General features: G+C 72.3%; 10 protein-coding genes. All 10 read left to right on the top strand.

The genetic code is table 11. The features are described from left to right. Position 1 precedes the first annotated feature (1 nt). The 10 genes from E1298_RS15670 (at position 2) to E1298_RS15625 (ending at position 14514) form a co-directional block, all read left to right on the top strand. Positions 2-850 (top strand): shikimate dehydrogenase family protein, encoded by an 849-nt coding sequence (locus E1298_RS15670; protein ID WP_131893797.1) that lies wholly within the window; start codon positions 2-4, stop codon positions 848-850. Positions 851-1171: 321 nt separating this feature from the next. After that, positions 1172-6430, top strand: coding sequence for a type I polyketide synthase (locus E1298_RS15665; RefSeq protein ID WP_165975478.1), 5259 nt, complete (start codon positions 1172-1174; stop codon positions 6428-6430). Between the two features lie 353 nt (positions 6431-6783). Then, a complete protein-coding gene (locus E1298_RS15660) occupies positions 6784-7341 on the top strand; it encodes an EF-hand domain-containing protein (protein ID WP_165975477.1) in 558 nt (185 codons plus the stop codon). 73 nt (positions 7342-7414) lie between these two features. Beyond that, positions 7415-7864 carry a nuclear transport factor 2 family protein gene (locus E1298_RS15655; protein ID WP_131893791.1) on the top strand — a complete coding sequence of 150 codons (450 nt, stop codon included), beginning with the start codon at positions 7415-7417 and terminating at the stop codon, positions 7862-7864. Next, on the top strand, positions 7861-9507 hold the full coding sequence (locus E1298_RS15650; protein WP_131893789.1) for an AMP-binding protein: 1647 nt from the start codon (positions 7861-7863) through the stop codon (positions 9505-9507). The genes E1298_RS15655 and E1298_RS15650 overlap by 4 nt, the downstream gene beginning before the upstream one ends. Continuing rightward, positions 9504-9773 (top strand): MoaD/ThiS family protein, encoded by a 270-nt coding sequence (locus E1298_RS15645; RefSeq protein ID WP_131893787.1) that lies wholly within the window; start codon positions 9504-9506, stop codon positions 9771-9773. The genes E1298_RS15650 and E1298_RS15645 overlap by 4 nt, the downstream gene beginning before the upstream one ends. A gap of 3 nt (positions 9774-9776) precedes the next feature. Next, on the top strand, positions 9777-10610 hold the full coding sequence (locus E1298_RS15640; RefSeq protein ID WP_131893785.1) for a hypothetical protein: 834 nt from the start codon (positions 9777-9779) through the stop codon (positions 10608-10610). Beyond that, positions 10604-12262: an acyl-CoA dehydrogenase family protein gene (locus E1298_RS15635; RefSeq protein WP_131893783.1), complete on the top strand. Its 1659-nt coding sequence runs from the start codon at positions 10604-10606 to the stop codon at positions 12260-12262. Before E1298_RS15640 ends, E1298_RS15635 begins: the two co-directional genes overlap by 7 nt. Beyond that, positions 12252-12542: an acyl carrier protein gene (locus E1298_RS15630; protein ID WP_131893781.1), complete on the top strand. Its 291-nt coding sequence runs from the start codon at positions 12252-12254 to the stop codon at positions 12540-12542. Before E1298_RS15635 ends, E1298_RS15630 begins: the two co-directional genes overlap by 11 nt. Next, entirely contained in the window at positions 12529-14514 is a 1986-nt protein-coding gene (locus E1298_RS15625) for an acyl-CoA dehydrogenase family protein (protein ID WP_131893779.1), read from the top strand. The genes E1298_RS15630 and E1298_RS15625 overlap by 14 nt, the downstream gene beginning before the upstream one ends. Positions 14515-14577 lie beyond the last annotated feature (63 nt).

Below are 14577 nucleotides of genomic sequence, written 5' to 3'. Positions count from 1 at the left end.
CATGCGCACAGTCGCGCTCTTCGGCCGGCCGCTGCGGCGGCGGCACTCCGCGGCCATGCACAACGCGGCGTTCGAGGCGGCGGGCGTCGACGCCCGGTACGAGCTGCGCGAGGTCGACGAGGCCGGCCTCGCCGAGCAGGTCGCCGAGGCGCGCCGCGACCGGTGGATGGGATTCCAGATCACCGCGCCGTACAAGCTGCTCGTGATGGACCTGCTCGACGAGATCGAGCCCGACGCCCGGCGCATCGGCGCGGTCAACAGCGTCGCCGCCGGTCCCGGCGGCCGGCTGATCGGCTTCAACACCGACGTCCTGGGGTTCATGGCCGGTGTCCGGAAGTGCCTCGGCGGGGACGTCAAGGGACTGTCCGTGGTCGTCGCCGGATCCGGCGGCGTCGGCCACGCCGCCGTCTACGGCCTGGCCACCGCCGGGGCGGGCCGCCTGAGCGTCCTGGACCTCGACGCCGCCCTGCCGCGCCGGCTCGCGGACGACCTCGGCGACGCCGCCTCCATCGAGGCCCTCGCCTTCGGCGACCCGGTGGCCCGCGACCGGCTGGCGGAGGCCGACCTGTTCGTCAACGCCACCTCCGTGGGCATGCTGTCCCCGGGACCGGTCGTCGACATCGACCTCCTCGGGCCGTCGGCCGCCGTTTTCGACGTCGTGTACATCCCCGCCGAGACCGAACTGGTGCGCCGGGCGCGCGCCCGCGGAATGCGGGCTTCCAACGGCGACGGAATGCTGGTGGCACAGGCGGCCGCGGCATGGTGCCGCTGGACGGGCCTGCCCGACCCGAGCGAAACCATGCGAAGGGCCGTCGCCCCCCTACTCGCGGAGGACGACCCGCGCCCGTGACGCCTGAAACACCACCCGACGCGTGGCGACAAAGCGCGACACATCTCTGAAAAGCGACATTTTTCCGGTCCATCACCCGCATATACGCAACGGCACCGGTTAATAGGGGCAAGACAGAGGCGTAAACAGCGCAGGAAGACAAGGGAAGAGTGGCGCGGCCGACGTGGACGACTCGCGACACGCACCCGCCGGTTCCTCAGATGGCCCGTCACGGGCTTCCGCGCCATCGGTGCTGACCTGCTCCTCGCCTGGCCCGGTAGCGAGCTCGCCGTCACGGCATCGTGCACGACCCACCCAAAGAAAGGCGATGAAATGTCGAGCATGGACCTTCCAGGATGCCCCGTCGCCGTGTTGGGGATGGGATTCCGCCTGCCGCCGGACATCGAGACGGTCGATGCGCTCTGGCAACTGATGATGGACGGCCGCCGGACTGTCGGTCCGGTGCCGTCCGAGCGCTGGGAGCCGTTCCGCGCCGCCAGTCCGGAGGTCGACGGGGTGCTGCGCCGCACCGTGCGGTCCGGCTCGTTCCTGGATGACATCCAGGGCTTCGACGCACAGTTCTTCGGAATCTCCCCCCGCGAGGCCCGGGTCATGGATCCCCAACAACGGTTGGCGCTGGAGGCCACGTGGAGGGCACTGGAGCACGCCGGGATTCCCGCGCGCAGCATCGCCGGCACCGACACCGGTGTGTTCATCGGCATGGCCGACAGCGACTACGGCCGCCAACTGCTGGTGAACCTTCCCGAAGCCGACGGGCTGCGGATGTCCGGAGCGTTCTATTACTGCGTGCCCAACCGGATCTCCCACCTGTACGACCTGCACGGGCCGAGCATGACCGTGGACGCTGCCTGCACGTCGAGTCTTTCGGCGGTGCACCTGGCAGTGCAGCACCTGCAGAGCGGCCGGATCCCGTTGGCGCTGGCCGGCGGGACGCACCTGATGATCGGTCCGGCGCCGATGCTCGGCTTCGACGATGCCGGGACACTCTCGCCGGACGGCATGAGCAAGCCGTTCGCCGCCGATGGCGACGGCTACGGGCGCGGTGAGGGCGTGGGCGTGCTCGTTCTCAAGCGCCTGGCGGACGCCCAGGCTGACGGTGACCGGGTCCTCGCCGTCATCCTGGGCAGTTCCGTCAACCAGGACGGCTGGACGCTCGGCATGATGGCTCCCTCTGCCTCCGCCCAGGCCCACATGCTGCGCACCGCGTACGCCCGGGCCGGGGTCGATGTGAGGGACCTGGACTATGTGGAGACACACGGCACCGGCACACCGGTGGGCGACTCGGTCGAGGCGACCGCGCTGGCGGAGGTCATCGGCGGTGCGCGGCCGAACGGCGATCCGTGCCTGATCGGCTCGGTGAAAGGGAACATCGGCCATCTGGAGGCCGCCTCCGGCGTGGCCGGACTGATCAAGACGGTGCTCTGCCTGCGCGCCGGCGTCATTCCGCCCACCGTCGGAGCGTCAGACTCGCTCAACCCGGCTCTGGACTGGTCCACCTCCGGCCTTCAGGTGGTGGCCGACACCACACCCTGGCCGGAGCGTGCCCGCCCACGCCGCGCCGGGGTGTCCAGCTTCGGCGCGGGCGGCACCATCGGCCACGTCGTACTTGAGCAGGCACCCGCCCCCCAGCCGCGCCACCGTAAGAGCGCCGTCGGTGGCCTCGCGGTCGTCCAGGACGGCACCGAGTCCCGGGCCGCGTGTTCGGCTGAGCCGGCGCGGATGTTCGTGTGTTCGGGGATGTCCGAGCAGGGCATGCGCGCCGGCGCCGCCGACCTGGCCGCGCATCTGGACGCCGCCGCCACCAGGCCCGACCTGACCTCGGTGGCGCACACCCTGATGGCACGCCGGTCGTCGCTGGTATGGCGCGGCGCGGTCGTCGCCGCGGGCCACGAAGAACTCGTCGAGCGACTGCGAACGCTCGGCGACGGCCAGGCCGGCCAGGGTGTCGCCGCGGCCCGGGTGGTCACGGAGAAGCCGGCCGATGCGGTGTGGGTGTTCTCGGGGCAGGGCTCGCACTGGACCGGAATGGGACGCGACCTGCTGGCCGAGGAGGCGTTCGAGCAGGTCCTGTCCGAGGTCGAGCCCATCTTCGCCGGGGAACTGGGCATCGACGCCCGCCGGGCGGCCATCAATGATCCATTGGAGGACGTCGCCCACATCCAGGCGCTGACGTTCCTGACGCAGGCCGGGCTGGCCGCGGTGTGGCGGTCGTACGGTACGCGGCCGGCCGCGGTGATCGGACACTCCCTGGGGGAGATCGCGGCGGCCGTCACCGCCGGCGTGCTCTCCCTGGCCGACGGCGCCCGCCTGGCCTGCCGGCGGTCCCTGTTGATGCGCGCCGCCCAAGGCGCCGGAACCATGGCTCTGGTCGGCCTGAGCGCCGACGAGGTCTCCGGGCAGCTCGCCGGCGAGCCGGTCACGGTGGCGGTGCACGCCTCACCGGCCTCCTGCGTCATCTCCGGCGACACCGACACGGTCCAGGCATGGTGCCGCCGGTGGGAGGAGCGGGAGGTGTTCGTCCGGCCGGTCAGCACCACCGTCGCCTCGCACAGCGCCCACATGGATCCGCTGCTGGCCGGCATCGCCAAGGCGAGTGCCGACCTGACGGTCCACGAGCCCACCGCCCCGCTGTACACCACGGCCCTGGATGACCCCCGGGCCCAGGTCGCCCGTGACGAGGCGTACTGGCAGGCGAACCTGCGAAACCCCGTGCGCTTCCACCAGGCGATCACCGAGGCCGCCGCCGACGGGCACCGGCTGTTCCTGGAGATCTCCGCGCACCCCGTCGTCACGCACTCGATCACCGAGACGATCGCCGCGCAGCACGACATCGACGACTTCACCATCGCGCACAGCCTGCGCCGCGATGCCGGCACCGCCGAGATCCTCGCCAACCTGGCCGCCCTGCACTGCGGGGGGATGCGCATCGACACCGGCACGGCCCGCTGGAGCGGTGAACTGCTGGACCTGCCCGGAACCAGCTGGCAGCACACCCCGTTCTGGGCCGAGCCGCTCGTCCCGCCGGGCGGCCACGACCCCAGCTCCAGCAGCCTGCTGGGCACGCCTACACAGATCGCAGGAGCCGGCGGACAGTGCCTGTGGGAAACCCGGCTGGACGCCGCCCACCGCCCCTTCACCTACGAACACAAGGTGCACGGTGTCGACATCGTCCCGGCCGCCGTCGTGGTCAACACGTTCCTGGACGCGGCCCGGCAATGCGGCCACCACAACGGCCTGCACGACATCGCCCTGCGCACACCCGTGCCCATCTCGCCCGCCCGCCGTATCCAGGTGGTCCTGCGCGACGGCGAGGTGACCCTGTTCTCCCAGACCGAAGGCGCCGACGCCGGTTGGCTCACCCACACCACCGCCCAGCTGACAGCGGCGGACCAGCCCGCACCCGACCCACCCGATCCGGCAGCGGAGTGCGGCACCGTCCTGGAACACGACCGCTTGCTGGAGCTGCTGAGCCCGCTGGGCGTGGAGGGTTTCGCGTTCGACTGGCAGGTGAACGAGCTGCGCCGCGGCCCAGACACGCTGCACGCGCGCGTCCACGCCCCCCAGCCGGCCAACGCCGCGGCCGCCACCTGGGCTCCGTTGCTGGACGCCGCCATGACCATCAGTTCGGTCCTCCTGCTGGACGACCCCGAACCCCGCATGCCCAGCGCGGTGGGCCGGGTCAGCGTCGAAGGCGAACCCATCGAGGACGCCGCCGTCCACGTCCGGCGCGACCCCGGGGACGGCAGCATCGACATCACCATCACCGACGCCTCCGGCACGCGCCTGGTCGCCGCCGTGCACCACCTGACATTCAGCACCTTGGGCACCGGTACCGGTGAAAGCCCGGCGGAACCTCGCCAGATCACCCACCAGATCCACTGGCGCCCCTGGACGCCGTCCAGCCCGGCGCCCCCACCCCGGCAGGCGATCGTGGTCACGCCCGGCACGCCGCCTCCGGCTTGGCTGGATCGGGCGCTCGCCCAAGCGGGCATTCCCATGGCCACCACCACTCCCGAGGGCCTGCCGGACTGCCCCGGCCTGGCCGACCCGTCCACCGCCGTCCTGGTGGTCCCGGCCCCGCAGCCCGCCCCAGACCACGACGGGGGTCGCCACCGCATCGCCGGCGCGGCCGAGGATGCCGCCTTGCTGCTGTTCCGGACGATCCAGCACCTCAGCCGCACGACGGCGGGACCGTCCCCCCGCCTGTGGGCCCTGACCCATCGGACCGCGACCGCCGACACCCCCAGCGCCCTGGCTCATTCGGCGCTGCGCGGCGCCGGCCGCACCGCGGCCGGTGAGCACCCCGAACTGTGGGCCGGCCACATCGACCTGGAAACCACCGACCCCGACGGCGCCACCCTGGCCGCCGTCCTGGCCGATACCGGCGGCGAGGACACGTACCGCATCGACGGCACCACCGTCCACATCGCCCGCCTCGCGCCCCCCGCCCTCGCCCCCAACGCCACCCGCGCCGTGACATGCCGGCCCGAGGGCACCTACCTGATCACCGGCGGCCTGGGCGCCCTGGGCATCGAAACCGCGCACTGGCTGCTGACCCGCGGAGCGCGGCGCCTCGTCCTGCTCAACCGCACTCCGCTGCCGCCCCGCTCGGCCTGGGACGACGAACAGCCGCCGGCCGTCCGCGGCCGCATCGACGCGGTCCGCGCCCTGGAAGCCCGCGGCGCCGGCGTCCACCTGGCCACGGCCGATGTCGCCGACCGCGAGGCCACCGCGGCCGCCTTGGGCGCTCTGGCCGCCCACCTGCCGCCGATCCGCGGGATCGTCCACACCGCCGGCATCAGCGTCAGCCGGCTCATCGCCCAACTCGATCCTGATGCGCTGCACGCCGTCCTCGCCCCCAAGATCGACGGCACCCTCGTGCTGCACGACCTGTTCCCGCCCGGCAGCCTGGACTTCCTCGTGCTGTACTCATCCATCGGCCAGCTCATCCACAGCAGCGGCCAGGGCGCCTACGCCGCCGCCAACGCCTTCCTGGACGCCTTCGCCCTGCACCGGGGCGCCGACACCTTCGCCATGGCCTGGCCCGGCTGGCGCGACCTGGGCCTGTACGCCGCCGCGACCGGCATCTTCGCCCAGGAGATGTCCACCTCCGGAACCGGCGACGTCTCCGCGGACACGGCGTTCCAATGCTGGGAGCACGCCCTGCACCACGGCCTGCGCCACGCCGTCGTCCTGCCCATCACCGCCCGCGCCGCCACACCGCTGCCGCTACTGAGCGAACTGAGTCCACCCGAGGACACCGACGCCGCCCCCACCGACGCCGACGACGCACCGGACTGGACGACCCTCACCCCCGACGAGCAGCACGCCTACGTCACCGATGTCGCCACCGGGGAGATCTCCCGCGAATTGCAGATCCCCGCCGACGAGTTCGACCGCCGACGCCCTCTGATCGAGATGGGGCTGGACTCCCGAATGACCATGTCCATCCGGGTCCGGCTCGAACACCGCCTCCACGTCAGGCTCCCGGCCACATTGCTGTGGCAGCACCCCACCCTCAACGACCTCACCGCTTCCCTACACACCACCGTCGACGCCTCTCGGACCAGTGCCGTCTGATCGATCACACCACCGTTGCCCGATACCTCCCCACCGGCGAGGCCCCGCCGACCACGTGATGATCGACAACGTCGCCGCCTCCCGAGCCGCCGTCGAGCAGTCCCGCCACCGGCAGGCCCGCCGAGCCGCAGGACGTCCGGACGCCCTTCGTCCTGAAGATCCGTGAGAGCACCGCAGGATTCAGCCGCTGAAGGCGACACCGCATCGCAGGACGGCGCCATGTCGTGGAGGTACCCGTCAGGTAAGCGCGCCCTCCGAGGCTCGTAAGAGAACTCTCCGCTACCAGGAGACCGCAAAGAGTCAACATAGATGTTTTTATGGATGTCCGGAGGTCGAAACAGACAGGAGCGAAAATGACCACGGCATCGAGCGATCTCAGGTTCCAAAAGTTCAACCGCTGGTTCAAGACGGCGGACGTCGACGACGACGGTCTGGTGGATCGCCGCGACTTCGAGCAGTACGGGAAGGCGTACGCCAAGGCGCTCGGCATTCCGCCGGACTCCGACAAGTACCAGCGCATGGTGGAGGTCTCGAAGGGCGTCTGGGACCTCCAGGCCCCGCACGACCACGATGGCACCGTCCGCATGAACATCGAGCAGTGGATCGAGGCTGCGGTCGCGGGCATGCAGTCCCGCCGGGACGACTACCTCGCGCGGGCGTCCGCCGTCGCCGACGCGTACTTCGAAGCGGCCGACGCAGACGGGACCGGGCGGCTCTCCCGCGATGAACACTCGCGCATGCTCCAGGTGACCATGGCCGTCTCCGGCGACGACGCCAGGGCCGTCTTCGACCGGATGGACCTGGACGGCGACGGGGCCATCAGCCGCGACGAGTTCCGGCAGGGGTTCATCGACTTCCTGTCCAGCGACGACCCGGACGCACCCGGGAACTGGTTCTTCGGCCCGCTATGAGCCTTAGGGCGGAGCCGCGGCGGATGCGGTTCCGCCCCCGCGCCACGGAACATTCCGCGGAAGGGAGCCGGCGATGCCAGCCGTGAGTGACCCCGAGATAGCACGCCTTTGCGCCCGGTATTCGGAACTGATCGACGCCGGAGACTTCGCGCGTGCGGGAGCGCTGTTCCATCAGGGCACGCTGACCATCGCGGACACTCCGATCACGGCGACTGGGAGCACCGCCGTCCAACAGGTCTTCGAACGGTTCATCCGCATCTACTCCGATGACGGCACGCCGCATACCAAGCATGTGACGACCAATCTCGTGGTCGACGCCGACGGCGCGTCGGCCGCGGCCGGGCGGTCGTACTTCACCGTGTTCCAGCGGACCGACGACCTCCCGCTCCAGGCCATCATGGTCGGCGGATACGAGGACCGGTACCAGATCGGCGAGAGTGGCTGGGGGTTCGCGCATCGCCGCATCCGCATCGACCATGTGGGCGACGTGAGCCGCCACCTGCTGCGGAGCCTGCACGGATGAGCGGCGCAGTGACGGCTCCCCCGGAGACCCTGCCGGAACTACTGGACGCGGCGGCCCGCAGCAGCGGACGCGTGTGGTTCAGCGGCGACGCCGGATCCCCCGTCTCGATGACCGAACTGTGGCGCCGTTCCGAACGGGCCGCCGCGTTCTTCCGCGGGCGCGTCGAGCCCGGTGAGGCGGCCGCGCTGATGCTCGATGCCTCCCCGGACTGCCTGGTGTCGCTGCTGGGCGCCTGGCGCGCCGGAATAGCCGTCGCCTCGCTTCCGCAACGGGCCCGCGGCATGCGCACCGACGAGTACACCGAGGGCGTGCGGCGCTGGTGCGAACTGGTGCACGCCGGTGTCCTCGCGGTGCCGGACCATGAGATGGGCTCGTTCCAACCGCTGGCCCAACGGGTGGTGCCGTTCAGCTTGTGCGCCGGTTTCGGCGCGCGCCGCGACGCCACCGAAGCGGGCGACTTCATCCAGTTCTCTTCGGGGAGCGGCGGCTCCCCGAAGGGGGTGCGGCTCACCTCGTCCGCCATCGCCGCCAACATCAAGGCGATCCTGGCCGGGTTCGGCGACCCGGCGCGGGAGATGGTCTGCTGCTCATGGCTGCCGCTGTCGCACGACATGGGGCTGATCGGCGCATGCCTGACGACCCTCGCCGGCATGGGGCTGCCGTGCCGGGCGCGCGAGCTGGTGCTGATGCCCCCGGCGGCGTTCCTGGCGCGACCGGAAAGCTGGCTGCGGGCCTGCTCCGAACGGGCGGCGACGACGACGTGGGCGCCGAACTTCGCACTGGACATGACGGCCCGGACTCTGGCGGCCGGACGGGGCGGGATGCTCGACCTGTCCGCGCTGCGCATCGCCATCGTCGCCGCCGAGCCGGTCCGGGCCGACAGCCTGCGCCGCTTCGCCGCGGCTACCGAGGCCGCTGGACTGGATCCACTCGCGCTGTGCCCGGCGTACGGGCTCGCCGAGGCGGCGGTAGGCGTGACCTGCGTTCCGCCGGGGCGGTCCTGGACGTCGGTGAAGGTGTCGGCCGAGGATCTCGGGCGCGGCCGATGGACGCCCGCCGCCGGATCCGACGGCATGGAACTGGTCTCCTGCGGTCCCCCGCTGCCCGGGATGCGGATCCGTACCGAGGGCAACCCGGGGCCGCTGTCGGTCGGCGGCCCGTCCCTTCTGTCGGAGTATGTCGGGCTGCCCGGGTGCCCTCCGAAGGGCGGCTGGCTCACCACCAGCGATCTGGCCGCCGTCCGGGAGGGCGAGCTCTACGTCATCGGCAGGCTCGACGATGTGATCGTCGTCGCCGGCCGCAAGCTGCACCCCGGTGAGCTGGAGGCGACGGCGAGTGAGTGCACCGCGGTGCGGCCCGGCAACTGCGTCGCCGTTCCCGACGGCGCAGGCCGGTATGTGGTCATCGCCGAGGTGCGGCTCGGCTCTGGCCCGGCCCCGTCCGGCCTGCGCGAAGCCTGCGGCTGGATCCGGCGACGCCTCGTGGAGCGGCACGGCGCCGGTCCGTCCGCGGTGGAGTTCGTCGCGCCCGGCACGCTGCCCAAGACTTCCAGCGGAAAGCTCCAGCGGTCACGGCTGAGCGCGCTGTACGGATCGCGCCGGCTCGATGTCCGTGCCACGGCCCGGTTCGGGAGCAGGCGATGACGACGTTCCGGGTCTCTGGGGCGCTGCTGCGCTTCACCGACTTCCAGCCGCGCCTCAGGGTCGCGGACGGCACCGTCCAGTCCGCGATCGACGAACTGGTCGGCCGGTACCCCGGCATGGCGGAGGTGCTGTACGACCGGAACGGACGGCTTCGCCGCACCCACCGCTTCGCGCTCAACGGGGAGCTGCTGACGGGCCGGTTCCTGCACCTTGAGGTGGGTTCCGACGACCAGATCGACATCCTGCTCGCCGTATCCGGAGGATGAGCCGTGCCGCGCGCTGACCGCCACCGCGTCCCCGCGGACGCCGGGCTGTTCGACCCGTTGCAGCTGCAACCCGCCGCCGTCGGCCGGATCACGTTCGATGCCGGTACCCGCTGGCTGCGCCGGCACCTGATCAGCCATCGCCGGCTGCTCACCGAGTGCGGCACCGGGCTGGTCGTGTGGTCTGTCCGGATCCGCTACGAGCGCGCGCTGGGCTTCGCCGACACCGAGGAACTGGGGGTCCGCACCCAGGTCATGGCCCTGTGCGGCGGCGGCCAGGTGCGCTGCGAGGTCGCCATCGACGATGGCCGCGACACCCGGCCCGCCGTCCGCGCCTCGCTGGTGCTGATACCGCTGCGGATCGAAGGCGAGCCGTCGCTCGCGGGGAACCCGGCCGCGCTGGACCCCCGCCTGCTGAAGCTGTTCCGCCATGACGAGCTGCTGCCCGTACCGCACACCTCCCCGGTACCGCGGCTGCGCCGGGAGCTGGGACGGCTCGGCGCGCCGCGGGCGCGGGCCAGTACGGCGTTCCGCATCCACCGGCATATGTGCGAGATGGCCGACCAATGGTTCTGGCCGACCGCGCTGACGCTGGCCGCGACGGGCCGGGCGGAGCTGATCCGGGGCTGCGCCCGCCCGCCCGAGCGGGTCCCTGACGGGCTCAGCCGTCCCGTCCGGACGCTGGACGTCCTGCTGGAGCGGCCCTTCTACCTTTTCGACGAGGGACGGGTCGTGTCGTCGGTGTGGAGCGACGCGGACGGGCCGACCTTCGTACACGAGCTGCGGTCCGGGGACTCTGAACGCGGCCTTGAGCACGGCTGGGTGGTCGAACGGTGGTGATCCCGGCGGCGTACCAGAGCACGCAAGCGCTGGAAGCGGCCTTGGGCGACCCGTTCGACGCGCGCGCGCAGGTCTCCTTTGGGCAGGTGCTGGACGACGACGAATCGTCCCGTCCCCCCGGCTCGGCCTTCGCGGCCCTGGACGCCTGGCGTTTCCCGGCCCGGCTGGTGCCCCGGCGGGACGGCGGGGAGCTGGCCTGCTTCGAGGAGCTGCTGAGCCTGCTCCGCGCGCTGGCCCGGCGCGACCCGGTCCTGGCGGTCGGCTACGGCTCGACGCTGCTCGCCTCGATCCCCGTGTGGGCGTGGGGCGGTGCCGCGCAGCGCGGGGAGACCGCGGCGCACGTCCTGGCCGGGCGTTTCGGAGCCTGCGCCGTCAGCGAGGAAGCGGCGGGCAGCGACCTGGCCGCCATCGCGACCAGGGCCGAGCGCACCGCGGCGGGCTTCCGGCTGGACGGCGCCAAATGGATGATCGGAAACGCCACCCGGGCCCGGTTCGTGACCGTGCTGGCCCGGTCCGGACCCACGCCCGCGCTGTTCCTGCTGGACAAGAAAAGCCTGGTTCCCGGCGAGTTCCGGCATCTGCCGAAGGTGCCGACACTCGGGCTGCGCGGCCACGACCTATCCGGAATCGCCTTCCACGGCTGCGGCCTCCCCGGCACAGCCGCGCTCGGGCCGCAGGGCCGGGGCCTGGAGATGCTGATGGCGACCCTGCGGTTCACCCGTACGCTCGCCGCGGGCGTCGCGCTGGGTGCGGCCGACAGCGCGCTGCGCATCGCGCTCGCCAGGGCCGGTGAACGACGGCTGTACGGGCGGCCGATCCTGTCTCTGGCACCGGTCCAAGGGCTGCTCACCGGCGCGTACCTGGACATCCTGATCAGCGAATGCGTCACGATCAGCACGGCCAGGGAGCTGTCGCTGGACGAAGGGCGCGGCTCGCTGCGTTCGGCGATCACCAAGTACCTGGTGCCGCTGCTGTGCGAACGGGCGATCCGCGATTCCGGCCAGGTGCTGGCCGCCCGCTCGTACCTGCGCGACGGCCCGCCGACCGGGATGCTCCAGAAGCTCAGCCGCGATGCGGCCGTCATCGGGGTCTTCGAAGGAACCGCCCAGGTGCAGCTCGCCCAGCTCGCCTCGTGGCTGCGGACCCCGTCCGACCGTCCCGACCCGTCCTCGCTGTTCCGCCTGGCGCGCTCGGCCGCGCCGTGGCGACCCGAGCGGACCGGGCTCGGGCCCGGGCGGCCGGGACCGGCCGACCCGCTCGGCACCTGGGAGGACGCCGACCTGCCCGCCGGAGCGACCGCCCGGGCCGCGCGGCTGCGTGCCGAGCGCGACGCGGTGACGCGCGAGCTGCGGCACTGCCGCTGGACTGGGCGCCCCCCTCCCGGCGCCTTCGCGCTGGCGCACCGGTACTGCGTCCTCTACGCGGCGGGGGCGTGCCATCGGATGTGGCTCGCCAACCAAGACCTGCTGAGTCCCGAGTTCAAGGAAGGACAGTGGTTGGCCATGTGCTGGGACCGCCTGTTGGCGCTGACGGACCTGCGGCCGCCGGAGGGCTCCGACGCCTGCGGCACCGACGAGCTGCTCCAGACGATGCTGCGTACCGCCGGGTCAGGACGGCTGCTGTCGATCGTCGAACTGCGCCATGGCCGGTGAGCACGGCGTCCCCGGCTCCGCGCCCCAGTATCTGCGCCTGTTGTTCGCAAAGCGGCTGGCGACCACGCCGCAGGCGATCGATCTGGCCGAGCCGCTGGAGTCGTTCGGCTTGGACTCGCTGACGGTCGCGGAGCTGTCGGTGACGATCCAGGAGGATCTGGGCGTCACCCTGCTGATGCACGAGCTGTCCGGCCGGTGCACCCTCGGCGAGGTCGCCGACCGGCTCGCCGAGTTGCTGACCGCCGGGCAGGAGACCGGAGCGGACGATGCGAGCAGATGAGTTCGCACTGGTCGCCGAACAGGCCAGGCGCGAGTTCGCCGGGTTCGTGCGCGACCACGTGAACGCGGGCGCCCACGACCGGGCGTGGCGCTGCGCCGGACTGCCCCTGCCGGTGTTCCGCGCCGCCGCGGAGGCCGGCCTGCTGGGATTCGCGCTGCCCACCCGGATCGGCGGCACCGGACGGTCCTCCCGCGACTGGGGACTGGTCCTGGAGGAGGTCGCCTTCCTGGCCCGTGACCAGGGATTCACCGACCTGCTCGACATCACCGTCAGCGTGGCCCGGATGATCGCCGATGCCGCAAGCCCGGACCTCGTAGACCGCTACGCGCGGCCGCTGGCCGCGGGGCGGCGGCTCGGCACGGTGGCCGTCTTCGAGAACCGCGACCGCTTCGACGAGCGATCCACCGCCCGCCGAACCGGTGGCGGCTGGCGGCTCTCCGCCCACAAGCCGATCGTGGCGGGCGCGCTGCTCGCCGACGTCTTCCTGGTGTCGGCCCGCGACCCCGACTCCGGCGACACACTGGTCTTCCTCGTCGAGCGCACCGACCCCGGCGTGCTCGTCCGGCCGGTGGCGACCGCCGGAGCGCACTCGGTCGCGATCGGCAGCCTCACCGTGACCGACCTGCTTCTGGACGACGCGCGCCTCCTCTGGCCCGCCGACGGGCTCAGCGCACTCAACCTGCACTTCAACGGCCGCCGGGTGGGCAGCGCGGCGGCCACCTGCGGCACCATGCGCGGCGTGTTCGAGGACTGCCTCCGCAGGCTGACCACACGGCACCGCGGTGGCCGCGTGGTGCTGGACTTCCCGAACGTCCAGCTGTCGATCGGCCGGATGCGGGTCGCCGTGGAGAGCTCGCGGGCCATGCTGCACCGCACGCTGGCCGCGGCCGACGGCCTCGACCCGTACTTCGACCCGCTGGCCGCCGCGACCAAGCAGTTCGTCACCGACCAGGGGATCTGGCTCAGCCAGACGGTGCTGAGCCTCATGGGCGGCGAGGGCTACCTGCGCTCCCACCCGTGGGAACGGGTCGCCCGGGACATGCTCGGCCTCGTCGCCGGCAGCGGACCCCAGGAGACCCTCCTGCTGCAGATCGGCGAGCACACGGCCGGCCAGGCCGAACACCGGAGGCTGAGGATGGAACGGATCACCGCGACGGTCACCGACCTCCTGGACCGGTCCGGGGCGGCGGCCACCGTCGCCGCGGCGCTGGAGACCGGGATGCTGGATCTCATGGACCGTCCGGTGGACGTGTCCGCACTCGCCGGCGTGGCCGGCCTGCCCGAGGACGTCACGGCGGCCGTGCTGGAGGTACTGGTCGCCCTGGGACTCGTCCACGCGGACGGCGCCCGGTTCACGGTGGACGCCGGCTGCGCACCGTTCCTTCACGGCGGACCGGAACGCACCCTCCTCGCCCGCGCCCTGGACGACTCGACACCGCGCCCGCGCTCCATCGTCGGCCCCGGCGGGCCATCGATCCCGTACGGCGCGCTGCTCGACACCATCGTCCCTGTTCTCGCCCGTGAGCTGGACGGCTTCGACGAGTGCCTGCACGGCCCGTCCCCGCACGTCCTGCACATCGGCCGGGCCGAGGACGGCTGGGCCGCGGAGTTCACCAGGCGCTATCCCGGGCCGGAACTGACCAGCTCCAGAGCGGACGACGCGCCGACCGCCGGCGAGGCGCGGTTCGACCTGGTGTGGATTTGCGCGCCGGCGCCCGCGCCGCTGCTGACCACCGATGCGCTGCGGCGGCTGCGCCGGGACCTCCGGCCAGGCGGATGGCTGCTGATCCACACCCTGACGGCGGAAGGCGAGCCGCTGGGGGCCGCCGTGTCCCGGCTCCGCTCCGTGGCGGCGGGCGGGTCGGCCCTGCCGCCGGACGAGATCCAGCGGACGCTGCGGGACGCGGGCTACATCGCCGTGCAGGCCCTGGCACCTCCCGCCGGCACCCTCATCGCCGCGAACGCGACCTGACCACGAGAGGAGCGGACCTCGATGTCGCAGAGCCCCCAGCCGGAGCGGCCCGTCCCGCCGGCC

Source organism: Actinomadura rubrisoli (assembly GCF_004349215.1).
Taxonomy (GTDB): Bacteria; Actinomycetota; Actinomycetes; order Streptosporangiales; family Streptosporangiaceae; genus Spirillospora; species Spirillospora rubrisoli.
Note: the sequence above shows the minus strand (reverse complement) of the source record. Positions and strands in the feature narration are given on the sequence as shown.

Bases quoted from the DNA above. Each gene is read 5' to 3' on its own strand.
- E1298_RS15660 (WP_165975477.1), top strand. From the start codon at position 6,784: ATGACCACGGCATCGAGCGATCTCAGGTTCCAAAAGTTCAACCGCTGG.
- E1298_RS15630 (WP_131893781.1), top strand. From the start codon at position 12,252: ATGGCCGGTGAGCACGGCGTCCCCGGCTCCGCGCCCCAGTATCTGCGC.
- E1298_RS15645 (WP_131893787.1), top strand. From the start codon at position 9,504: ATGACGACGTTCCGGGTCTCTGGGGCGCTGCTGCGCTTCACCGACTTC.
- E1298_RS15625 (WP_131893779.1), top strand. From the start codon at position 12,529: ATGCGAGCAGATGAGTTCGCACTGGTCGCCGAACAGGCCAGGCGCGAG.
- E1298_RS15665 (WP_165975478.1), top strand. From the start codon at position 1,172: ATGGACCTTCCAGGATGCCCCGTCGCCGTGTTGGGGATGGGATTCCGC.
- E1298_RS15670 (WP_131893797.1), top strand. From the start codon at position 2: ATGCGCACAGTCGCGCTCTTCGGCCGGCCGCTGCGGCGGCGGCACTCC.
- E1298_RS15650 (WP_131893789.1), top strand. From the start codon at position 7,861: ATGAGCGGCGCAGTGACGGCTCCCCCGGAGACCCTGCCGGAACTACTG.
- E1298_RS15655 (WP_131893791.1), top strand. From the start codon at position 7,415: ATGCCAGCCGTGAGTGACCCCGAGATAGCACGCCTTTGCGCCCGGTAT.